Genomic DNA, 10497 nt, shown 5'->3' with positions numbered 1-10497 from the left:
CAAACCGGCAGCAGCGCCTGAGCCAAACCACGATCTCAAGAACCAGGGGCCTGACAAGCTGCTGCTGCCGCGACCAAGGCTAACCCAGATCGTCCAGCCAATATACAGGGGCCTGCGGCCCCAGCCGCCGGAGGCCCTCTCACTCCTTCGTCTCGCCCTTCTCCGGCACCAGCCCATATCTGCTTGCCAGTGCCCACACATGCGGCGGGATCATGTTCTTCATCATCGCGGGGCGCATGCGGCGAAGGAAGAGTATCGTTTCGATGGCTTTCATCTCCACGCGCGCGCGGCCGAATTCGGTGCCCTTGGGGCCGACGAGGGGCATGATGCGGCCGACGATGGGGCGCAGCCAGTTCGGCATGCGGCGCAGCGGCAGGCCGCCGGCGGCGAGGATGGTGTTGGCCATGAAGCCCTTGACCGGACCGGCGCGATTGCCTTTGGAGCCGGGGGCCGAGGTTTCCACTTCGTCGCCGAGCAGGGCCAGCAGCTCGGCGCCGCGGTCGTTGCGGACGAGCAGCCATTGCTCGCCTTCGCCGCCCATGTAGCCCACGGTGATGTCGGCGAGTGCATTGGTGTAGTCGACGCAGGTGCGGCAGGTGAGCGGCCAGAAATCCGAGCGCAGGTTCGAGAGCGGGAGCATCAGGAAGGGTACCAGCTTGTGGCGCCCATCGTCGAAGCGCAGCTCGACCTTGTAGTCGGCACGGAACTCGAGATAGCTGATCGTCTCGGGCTTGTCGGAAAGCAGCGCCAGGAACTCGTGGAAATTGGCGGTGGTCGTGTTGTCCGAACACGGCGTGCCGATGACATAGATGCGCTCGAAGCCGAGCGAGGCCTCGATGGCGCGCAGCGCATGCACCTGGCAGGGGATGCCGATGACGGCGATGCGCTTGTGGCCCTGGGCCGCGGCGGGTTCGAGCAGGGCGAGCAGCGGCGCATAGCCCATCCGCATGCCGCGCACCGCCGCCATGCCTTCGGCTTTCGTGACGATGACCGGCATCGGCTTCCAGCGGTCTTCGGGATCGGGCGCCATGGTGAGCACGGCATCGACCGCACCCGTTTCGAGCAGCTTCTGCGCGAGGCGCGAAGTGATGCCGGTCCATTGCGCGCCTTCGAGCGGCGTCTTCAGCTTTGCGCGGAGCATCGCCTTGAACGGGCCGAAGAACAGCTCGTCGGGGTTGGTGTCCGGATCGCGCGCGCGGCCATGGACGCGGGTTTCCGAAGCCGCATAATCGGGCTTGATGAACTGGCAGGCGGTGCCGCAGGCGCTGGCATCGGCCATGCGCGACACGCCGCAATCGGTGCAAAGCCCGCGCGGGGCGGCTGCGCGCAGCGGCGGCGCCTCGACCCCTTCGGTAACCCTCATTGTGCCCCCATCCGCTCCATCAGTTCGATGATCACGCCATCGGGGCTGCGCAGCTGCGCCAGCCGCACCCGGCCCCAGGGGGCAAGCTCGGCCTCGACCACCGGGCTCGGGGTCAGCCCCAGGCCGCGCGCCCGGCCGAGCAAGAGCGTCATGCGCGTCGTCGGCATGCGCAGCGCGGCCACTCCGAGATTGGGGAAGACGGCGCGCGCCGAAAGATCGCGCCCGGTCAGCCCCTTGAAGTGCATTGGCTCGACACGGCCGATCTCGCTGCCGCCCACCGCCATGATCGCATAGTCGCGCGGGCGCTCGGTGGCGATGTTCTGCGGCAGCGCGAAATTGTTCGGGCTCTCGGCGGGGTCGATGAAGCTGCCGGCGGCCACCGGGGCATAGCCGAACAGCGTTTCGTAGAAGCGCCGCGCTGCCCCCACGTCACGCACCATCTGCATCGCGTTGAAGGGCGCTGAAAGCTTCGAGATCGTCTCCCAGCCGACGAGCAGCGGCTTCTTGCGCTCATAGATGGCGATGTTCACCCCGTCCGGCCCGCGCAGCACGATGTTGCGCAGGATCACGCCGCCGAAATCGAAGTCGGTGGGGTCGTTGAACGCCGAAAAGCCCATCGCCTGGTGGCGCGCAAAGGCGGAATCGAGGTCGCGCGCGCGGGTCATTAGGCTGAAGACGCCGCCGGTATCCCAGGTCATCGCGCTCGACCGGATTTCCATTTGCGGGCCGGCATTTTCAAGCTGCACCAGCCGCACGAAGCCGCTTTCGTCGCCGGGGTTGCCGAGCAGCAGCTCGCGGCCGGTGGCGGCGGCGGGAAGCTGCCAGAGCCGCAGCACCGAGGTCGGCGTCGCGCCCTCCGGCCGGCGCGGCGCCCAGCCGGCAACCTCGGCGAGCCATGCGGCGGTGCGTTCCAGCGAGCGGACCACCACCACCGCCTCCGCCCAGCCGGCATCGGGCCGCGCCGGGCCGAACCAGCTGCGCGGCACCACCGATTGCGCGCGCGCGGGTGTGGCCAGCAGCGCCAGCCCCCCCGCCAGCACATGTCGCCTGTTGCTTTCCCCGATCATGCGACCACCCTAGCCATGGATCTCCGCCAGCGCACTCACATCTTGAGCGGGGTCAGATAGCCTGTCATCTCCAGATAGCCACGGCCGCCGGGAACGGTGACGGCACCTTCCCAATAGACCGGGCCGCCGCCGCCGCGGCTGTCGAGCTCCTGATCGTCCATCAGCGGTGTGACGGGCACGCGCCGCACGCCGCCGGGAAGCCGCACCTCGACCACCGGGGCGACGGGATAGGTGGCGCCGGTGCGGGAGCTCTTCCAGCGCCGCGCCGCCACGAAGCGCACATCGGCGGGTGCCAAAACGGTCAATTCGCCCTTGGCCGAGCGGTAGGAGCCGCCGGCCCAGAGTGCGCTGCCGTCCTTGCGGCGCACGCGGAACAGCGTGAGCGCGCCGCCATCGTCCATGTTGAGGCCGAGCCAGTCCCAGCCGGTCGCCGCCGGGTTGAGGAGCGTCGAGGACCATTCGCGGTCGAGCCAGGCCGTGCCGGTGACGGCTTCCGCCTTGCCGGCGCGGACGATGCGGCCCGACACCTTCAGCTGCGGCATGGTGTAATAATGGCTGGCTTCCGCCGGGTCGGGGCCTTTCTGGCTGTAGCCGCCACGGCCTTGCAGCAACACCGGCTGGCTGGGGGCGAGCGCCAGATCGAGCGCGAAGCCATCACCCTTTACCTGCGTGCGCATCACGCCATCGGCACCCCGCCGCAGCGACCAGTCATCGAGCACCAGCGCCATGTCGCCCGTCCGCGCCTCCGCCAGCCCGAAGCCGGCGCGGGCGATGCGCTGGGCGTGCTGCAGCCGCCCGAGCTTCGGGTCGGAGAGCGCAGCATGGGCGAACAGCACCTGCTTCAGCGCGAACTTGCTCGGGTTGCCGGCGGCGTCGCCGACGCGCGAGCGGAAGAACGTCACCTGGAAGCCGAGCTTTTCGCCGCCGGCGGTGGTGAGCCAGCCGGTCGCGTACCACCATTCGGTGCGGAAATCGGGGTGCGCGCCATGATCGGCTGGGAAAGCCATCACCCGCCCCGGCTGCACCGGGGTGAAATCCTGTGCCGCAAGCGGAGTTCCCAGCAGCAGCGCCAGCAGGAGGAGGAGCCGCATCACCAATCGTCCCTCACCGCCAGCACAGCCTCGCCCGAAAGTGCGCGCCGACCCGCGAGCACTGCGGTGCCGGCGGCGGCGACCACCAATGCGGTCACCAGTCCGGTGAGAAGGCCCCAGGGGAGACGGGTTTCCATCGTCCAGTGGAAGCTCTGCGGGTTGATGACCTGGATGAGCACCTGCGCCATCACCAGCCCGAGCGACAGCCCCGCCAGCGCGCCGAGCAGGCCGAGGGCGGCACCTTCGCTCGCCAGCTGCCAGCCGATCTGCGCGCGCTGCACGCCGAGGTGCCGCATAACGCCGAACTCGCGGACGCGGGCCAGCGTCTGCGCCGAAAAGGCGGTCGCCACGCCCACCAGCCCGATGAGGATGGCGATAACCTCGAGCGCATAGGTGACCATGAAGCTCTGGTCGAAAATGGCGAGCGCCTGCACGCGCATCACGCGCGGCTCGGCGATGATCGTCTGCTCGCGCACGCCTTCGGGCAGGGCGGCACGCACCGCGCGCATCACCGGCGCCGCGTCCTGCCCGGGGTCGAGCGTGAAGGCGGCTTCGGTCTTGCCGGTGTCGCCGGTCAGCCGTTCGAAATCGGCCTCGTCCATCGCTACGGCGCCGAACTGCCGGGCATAATCGCGCCAGATGCCCGCCACGAACACCGGGCCGACAAGCGGCAGGGTGATCCGATCCCCCGCCTCGATGTCGTTCAGCCATGCCATGGGCTCGCTCACCCACACCGGCACGGCCCCGGTCGGGACTGGCAGGGTGGCTCCGATCAGCGGCAGTGCCGCCGCCGGGTCGGCGCGCACCGGCTGGCCCGAGAGCACGACGGCAGGCGCATCGGGGGAAAGCTTGATCGGCAGCTGGCGGACGAATGCCACCGAGCGCACGCCGGGGATTGCTGCAAGCCGCGCCTGCAATTCGCGCGGCAGGCCGCCGGCCTCCGTACCTTCGACATGGATATAGACATCGGCAGGGAGCAACTGCCCGAGCCATTCGTCGACCGAGCCGCGGAAGCTCGTCACCATCACCGCCATCGCCACCATCAGCGAGGTGCTGGCGACGATGCCCGAAAGCGCCACTGCCGCAGCTGCAGGCGCACCCCAGAGCCGCGCCAGCGCGAGCTCGACCGGCAGCGGCCAGCGCAAATGCCGCAGCGGCCCGAAGAGTGCTCGCGCTGCCCAGGGCATGATGACGACACCGCCCGCCAGCAGCAGCGCCATCGCCGCATAACCGAGCAGCGGCAGCCCGAACACCGGCGGGGCGAGTGCGGCCAGCCCGCCGCCGGCGAGGAGCGCAGCACCTGGCCAGGCCGGCCAGCGGTCGCGCGGATCGCCGGCCTCGACCCCGGCTTTCAGCGCCACGGCGGGCTGGGCGCGCGCGGCGGTGGCGGCGGGCCACCAGCTGCTTGCCACCGCGACAGCCAGGCCGAGAGCGGCGAAGCCCGCTGCTGCCAGCGGATCGAAATTGAGCGGCACGCTGCCGCCGCGGAAATAGCCGCCGCCGAGATCGCCACCGAGGATGGCAAGCACGCCCGCCGCCATGCCGAAGCCGGCCGCCACGCCGAGTGTGGCGCCGACGAGGCCCAGCGCTGCCCCTTCGAGCAGCACCAGCGCGCGCAGTGAGGCGGGACGCATGCCGAGCACGCGCAGCAGCGCGAACTGCGGCCCGCGCCGCGCCACCGACAGCGATTGCGCCGAGAAAACGAGGAAACCCCCGGTGAGCAGCGCCACCATCGCCAGCATGCCGAGGTTGACGCGGTAGGCGCGCGACAGGCTGGCGCTGCGGCTCGCCTCATCCTCGGCGCGGACGATTTCTGCCTCTGCCGGAAGTGTCGCCTCAAGCCGGGCGAGCACGGTATCGCGGTCGGCACCTTCGTCCAGCTTGATGTCGAAGCGCTGCAGCCGGCCGAGCTGGCCGAAGCGCCATTGCGCCTCGCCGATATCGAGCACGCCGAGCATCGCCTCCTCGCCGGCCCCTGCGAGCACGCCCGCCACGCGCAGATCGCGCGCCACGCCGGCGGCGACGATGCGCACGGTCTTGCCCGGGGATGCCCCGGCGGCGACCATGGCGGCGCGCGACAGATAGATGCCGTCTGTAAGTGCAAGATCGCGGCCCGAATTGCCCACCGGCATGCCGAGCAGCGATGGCGTGGCAGCCATGGCGCGCAATGAATCGATGCCGAGCACGGTGATGCGCTGCCCGCCCATGCCGGCTTCCCTGGGCGGCAGCCGCCCGCTCAGCTCGACGACAGGGCTTACCGTCGCCACGCCGGGGATGCGTGCCAGCCGGGGGTAGAGCGCCTCGTCGACGCCGCGCGGCGAGATGCTGCGTGCCTGCACATCGGCGGTGCCGCTGACGCTGCCCACCGCGCGCGCGAAGCTGGAGAGGGCAGCGGTGTTGACCAGATGCACGGCAAAGCCCAGCGCCACGCCGACGGCAATCGCCAGCACCGCGACCACCAGCCGACCGGGATGCGCCCGCCACTCGCCGCCGATGAGCCAGCCGCATGCGGGGGGCAGGTCAATCGCTCGCATGATGCAGCACCACGGGGTGCAGCCCGTCCGCCGCAAGCTGCAACACCCGGTCGGTCTGGGCTGCGGCGCGGGCGGAGTGGGTGACCATCACCAGCGCCGCCCCTTGCGCGCGCGCTTGCCCGAGCAGCAGGGCGAGCACCTTGTCGGCAATCTGCGGATCGAGGTTTCCGGTCGGTTCGTCGGCGAGCAGCAGCATCGGCGCGTGCACCAGCGCGCGGGCGATGGCGACGCGCTGCATCTCGCCGCCCGAAAGCACCGCCGGATAATCGCCTGCGCGGCCCTCCAGCCCCACGGCGGCGAGGAGCGTGGCAGCGCGCGCCAGCCCCTCCTTCGGCGCCGCACCCTTCAAGAGCAGCGGCAGCGCCACATTCTGGCCGAGCGTCAGGTGCGGCAGCACATGAAAGGCCTGGAACACGAAGCCGATCCGGTCGCGCCGCAGTGCCGTGCGCTTCGCTTCATCGAGCCCGGTCAGCGCCAGCCCGGCCACGCGCACTTCGCCTGCATCGGCCACGTCGAGCCCGGCGAGCAGGTTGAGCAGCGTCGATTTGCCGGCCCCCGATTCGCCCATGATCGCCACCGTCTCGCCCGGTGCGACTGACAGCTCGAGCCCGGCAAACAGCTGCCGCGCGCCGCCGACCGACTTGGCGAGGCCATGGACGGCGAGCACCGGCGTGCGCGCTGCAGGGGGAGAAGATGTTGCCATCGCCACTCATTAGCCCAAGGTGCGCGCAAACCGCACCCCCGCAGCGGCGCTGTGGCAAGGTGTCCTTGTGTCAGCGGATCGGCCAGGCGAGCGACGCCCACCAGAGCACGCCCGCCAGGATGGCCACGGCATAGGGCAGCGGCGCGTCGACGGCGAGCAGCCGCATGCCAGAGCGGCCTGCATTTACCCGCCGCGCGATGATGAGCACCAGCGCCAGCACTCCGCCCGCGATCGAAATGCCCAGCAGCAGCGGCAACAGCCCGCTCAAGCCCGTCCAGGCGGCAAGGGCGGTCATCAGCTTGATGTCCCCCCCGCCGAGCCAGCCGCGCGCAAACAGCAGCAGCCCGAGCGCGAAAAAGCCCAGGGGTGCGAGCAGGTGCGAAAGCCAGCCGAACCCGGGCGTGAGCAGCCCATAGGCGGCCGCGAGCACGAGCAGCAGCACCGACACCGTGTCGGGGATCTCGAACTTCGCCATGTCCCAGCCGGCTGCGACGACGACACAAAGCAGCGCGGCGAGCGCCATCAGCAGCGGCGCCGTCGGCCCCAGGTCGAGCACCGGCATCGGCAGCACGGGCAGGGTGAAGCCCCCCATCAGCGCGGCCTGGTTGCTCGGCTGCGCGCGGCCGCCAGCCATTTGAGGTTGGCGGTCGCCAGCCTGTCGAAGTGCGGGTTGAGCGCCAGCGCACGGTTGAAATAGGCCTCCGCCACGTCATGGTCACCCCGCGCCATCGCGGCGAAGCCGACCGAATTCAGGTCCCCCGCCAGCCCTTCGCGGGTCGAGCCGGTGAACGCCTCCTCGTAGTGGCCCTGCATGGCGCGGGCGAGGCGGAGGTTGCCCGCCACCACCGTCGAGCCGGGGTCGGCGGCGAGCGCTGCCAGCAGATCGGCCTCGGCCTCGGCGGCTCGCCCACGGATCAGGCGCGACCAGCCGCGGTTCGAGAGCGTCACTGCATCGCCGGGCGCCAGCGCAAGTGCTGCGGCATAGGCTGCCTCGGCGCGCGCCCAGTCGCGAAGCTTGTCGGCCGCCACGCCGCGCGCGCGCCAGGCGCGGAGCAGCAGCGGATCGAGCTTCAGCGCCGCGTCGAGCGCCGTCGCGGCCGAATCGGGCTGGTCGCGCCGCAACCGCGCCAGCCCCAGCCCCTGGTTCGCCCGCGCCGCCACCGCCGGCTCCTCGGCCAGCAGGCCGAAGCCGGTGATCGCCTCGGCCATCCGGCCGGCAGCGAGCGCCACTTCCGCCTGGCGCAGGCGAAGCTCGGGGTCGCGTGCCTCGAGCGGGGCGCGGCGGATGATCTCCTCGGCATCGGTGATCCGGCCTTCGGCGATCGCGGCGTCGAGCAGGGACAGCGCCGTCACTTGTGCCTGGCCGAAGACGGGTGCGGCGAACAGGAGCAGCAGCGCAGCCAGCGCCGAAGGGCGGGGCATCATGCCCGCTGCAGCCGGGCGATCACGGCTTCCAGCCGCGCAATGGCGGCTCGGCGGGCCTCGGGCGACGCAGGGTCGGGACCCTGCGCCCCGGCCGCAAGGCGGTCGAGGTCGCCGTCACCATTGTCGAGCTGCTGGTTCGACGGCTGGTCGCCTGCAGGCAGGGTCGGCACCGGAGCACCGCCGCCGCCACCGCCACCCGTCCCGGCACGCCGTATCGGCAGCAGCCATGCGAGGCGGGCGGGCGCCTCCTGCTCGCCCTGCGCGCGCGGCGGGCTCGACATGGCCGGCGGGGCGCCCGAGGCCTGCACGCGCGTGGTCGACGTCGGCACCGCAGGTTCGGCTGCGATCAGGGTAACACTGGCCACTGCCAACGCCGGCGCCGCCGGTCGAGCGGGCGCGCTCACCGGCCGGTAGGGGCTGGTCATCGCCAGCCACTGCGCATGCGCGTCACTGCGCACCAGCTGCACCGGCGCCTGCTCGACCGATACCGGCTGCGAAGGTTCGGACGCCATGACCGATGCCGTTGCGGCCACCGGGGCCACCAGCGGTTGCGGCACGAGCACCAGCGTCGCCGCGTCGCCCAGCGCCGCCACGAGCATGGGGGCCGGCGCGCGGCGCTGGCTGCCGAGCAGCAGCACCGCCTCGCCATTGGCAGCAATCTCGATCCGCGCCGGGCCCTGGATATCCTGATGCGGCGCAGTCAGGGCTTCACCCGCAGCACATTGCATGCCGGCCGGCCCCGCAAGCTCGATTTCGGCCGCGTGTGGAAATGCGGGAGCGGCGGCAGCTTCCGCCATGATCGCGGCTGCGGCGAGCACCATCAACTGCCGTGCGGAGGCCGCTGCAGTCTCGTCGCTCCCTGCCGCCGCGGCACGGAGGAACGGCAGGGCCGCCTGCCATTGCTGCTGCAAGGTGAGCGAATAGCCGAGGTTGGCGAGCAGGGCGGCGTCGTCGGGGACGACGGCGAGTGCGGCTTCATACCAGCCGCGCGCCAGATCGTGCCGGCCCATCCGGTCATAGACCACGCCAAGGCCGTTCATCGCGTCGGTGGCGCGCGGATCATCGGCGAGCATGCGGCGGAAGCCGGCGAGCGCGCCCGGCAGATCCCCGACGGCGAGCAGCAGCCTGGCATCGGCATAGCTGTCGTCGCTTGTCCGCGCGTCCGGCTGCTCGACCGCGCCGCGCGCTGCCATCGCCTGTTTCAGCGCTTCGGCCTGTGCCTTGCCGCCCCTGTTGCCGGCCTCGGCCACAGCCCCGCCGAACACCGAGGCGAGGAGAATGGTGGTGATGGCGCTGCCGGCCGCCACGGGCGACACGGGCAACACCCGGGGAAAGGCTGCGTCAGCCATTGGCGTCGAGCTTCTGCATCGATTGCTTGACCTGGATCGAGGCCGGCAACATCAGCACCGCGACCATCGTCGGCAGCAGGAAGCAGATCAGCGGGATCGAGAGCAGCACCGGGATGCGGTGGGCCTTTTCCTCGGCGCGCATCCGCCGGCTCTCGCGCATCTCGCCGGCATAGATGCGCAGCGCCTGCGAAATGCTGGCGCCCAGCCGGTCGGACTGGACGACAAGCGTCACGAAGGCGCTGATTTCCGGCACCGCGGTGCGCTTGGCCAGTGTGCGCAGCGCCGTTTCGCGCGTTCGCCCGGCGCGCAGCTCCAGCGACACCAGTGCGAACAGCCGCGCGATGAGCGGATGCGAGCGGCTGATCTCGGTGCCCACCCGGCTGAACGCGGCATCGATGCCGAGCCCGGCCTCGACACACACCAGCATCAGATCGAGCGTATCGGGAAAGCCGTTCAATATCTCTTTCTTGCGCTCCTCGGCAGCCGAATTGACAAGAAAGTTCGGCAAGTACAGCCCGACCCCGGCAAGCGTCACGATTGTCAGATAGAGCACCGCCGCCGAGGGAAAGGCATCGAACAGCACCATGATCAGCAGCGCCAGGATCGGCAGCGCCAGGGTGAGCACGGTGCGCGTCAGCACGAAAACCCGTGGTGCGAACGGCTGGTCATACCCGGCCAGCATCAGCTTCTCGGTGAGCTGATCGCCCTTGGTGTCGGACAGCGAAAGCCCGCGCCGCTCGACTTCGGCGACAAGCCTTGCCCAGATGGAGGCGGTCTGGTCGGTCCGCAGCGATTGCGCGGATGCGGCCGGGGCTGCAGCGCTGGTGGGAGCCGCACCGGACAGCCGCGCCTTGATGTCGACGCGGCGCTGCAGCATCGGCGCCACCGCCATCACCACCAGCACCACGGCCGCAAACACCGTGAGCATGATGAAGCCGTTGACGAGGCTGTCGCTGTCCATGGTG

9 protein-coding genes are annotated in these 10497 nt (G+C 70.7%); all 9 read right to left on the bottom strand.

Annotated elements, in window-relative coordinates; translation table 11 throughout:
* Nucleotides 1–139: 139 nt before the first annotated feature.
* The 9 genes from FHS79_RS03815 to FHS79_RS03775 all read right to left on the bottom strand — a co-directional run bounded on the left by FHS79_RS03815 (nucleotide 140) and on the right by FHS79_RS03775 (nucleotide 10493).
* Entirely contained in the window at nucleotides 140–1363 is a 1224-nt protein-coding gene (locus FHS79_RS03815; RefSeq protein WP_184195603.1) for a Coenzyme F420 hydrogenase/dehydrogenase, beta subunit C-terminal domain, read from the bottom strand.
* The gene (locus FHS79_RS03810) at nucleotides 1360–2430 is read right to left on the bottom strand and encodes a VOC family protein (protein WP_184195600.1); all 1071 of its coding nucleotides are present in this window, start codon (nucleotides 2428–2430) and stop codon (nucleotides 1360–1362) included. Before FHS79_RS03810 ends, FHS79_RS03815 begins: the two co-directional genes overlap by 4 nt.
* A 35-nt stretch (nucleotides 2431–2465) precedes the next feature.
* Nucleotides 2466–3521: a lipocalin-like domain-containing protein gene (locus FHS79_RS03805; RefSeq protein ID WP_184195597.1), complete on the bottom strand. Its 1056-nt coding sequence runs from the start codon at nucleotides 3519–3521 to the stop codon at nucleotides 2466–2468.
* Nucleotides 3521–6055: an FtsX-like permease family protein gene (locus FHS79_RS03800; RefSeq protein ID WP_184195594.1), complete on the bottom strand. Its 2535-nt coding sequence runs from the start codon at nucleotides 6053–6055 to the stop codon at nucleotides 3521–3523. Before FHS79_RS03800 ends, FHS79_RS03805 begins: the two co-directional genes overlap by 1 nt.
* Nucleotides 6042–6758: an ABC transporter ATP-binding protein gene (locus FHS79_RS03795; RefSeq protein ID WP_184195591.1), complete on the bottom strand. Its 717-nt coding sequence runs from the start codon at nucleotides 6756–6758 to the stop codon at nucleotides 6042–6044. The genes FHS79_RS03800 and FHS79_RS03795 overlap by 14 nt, the downstream gene beginning before the upstream one ends.
* A 70-nt stretch (nucleotides 6759–6828) precedes the next feature.
* The gene (locus tag FHS79_RS03790; protein ID WP_184195588.1) at nucleotides 6829–7350 is read right to left on the bottom strand and encodes an A24 family peptidase; all 522 of its coding nucleotides are present in this window, start codon (nucleotides 7348–7350) and stop codon (nucleotides 6829–6831) included.
* Nucleotides 7350–8180, bottom strand: coding sequence for a tetratricopeptide repeat protein (locus FHS79_RS03785; RefSeq protein ID WP_207792208.1), 831 nt, complete (start codon nucleotides 8178–8180; stop codon nucleotides 7350–7352). Before FHS79_RS03785 ends, FHS79_RS03790 begins: the two co-directional genes overlap by 1 nt.
* Complete coding sequence (locus tag FHS79_RS03780) at nucleotides 8180–9499, bottom strand: tetratricopeptide repeat protein (protein ID WP_184195583.1); 1320 nt, start codon at nucleotides 9497–9499, stop codon at nucleotides 8180–8182. Before FHS79_RS03780 ends, FHS79_RS03785 begins: the two co-directional genes overlap by 1 nt.
* Before the next feature lie 25 nt (nucleotides 9500–9524).
* Nucleotides 9525–10493: a type II secretion system F family protein gene (locus FHS79_RS03775; RefSeq protein WP_184195580.1), complete on the bottom strand. Its 969-nt coding sequence runs from the start codon at nucleotides 10491–10493 to the stop codon at nucleotides 9525–9527.
* Nucleotides 10494–10497 lie beyond the last annotated feature (4 nt).

The sequence above is a fragment of the Polymorphobacter multimanifer genome, assembly GCF_014205635.1.
Lineage (GTDB): Bacteria > Pseudomonadota > Alphaproteobacteria > Sphingomonadales > Sphingomonadaceae > Sandarakinorhabdus > Sandarakinorhabdus multimanifer.
This window is presented reverse-complemented; position numbering and strand designations above follow the sequence as displayed.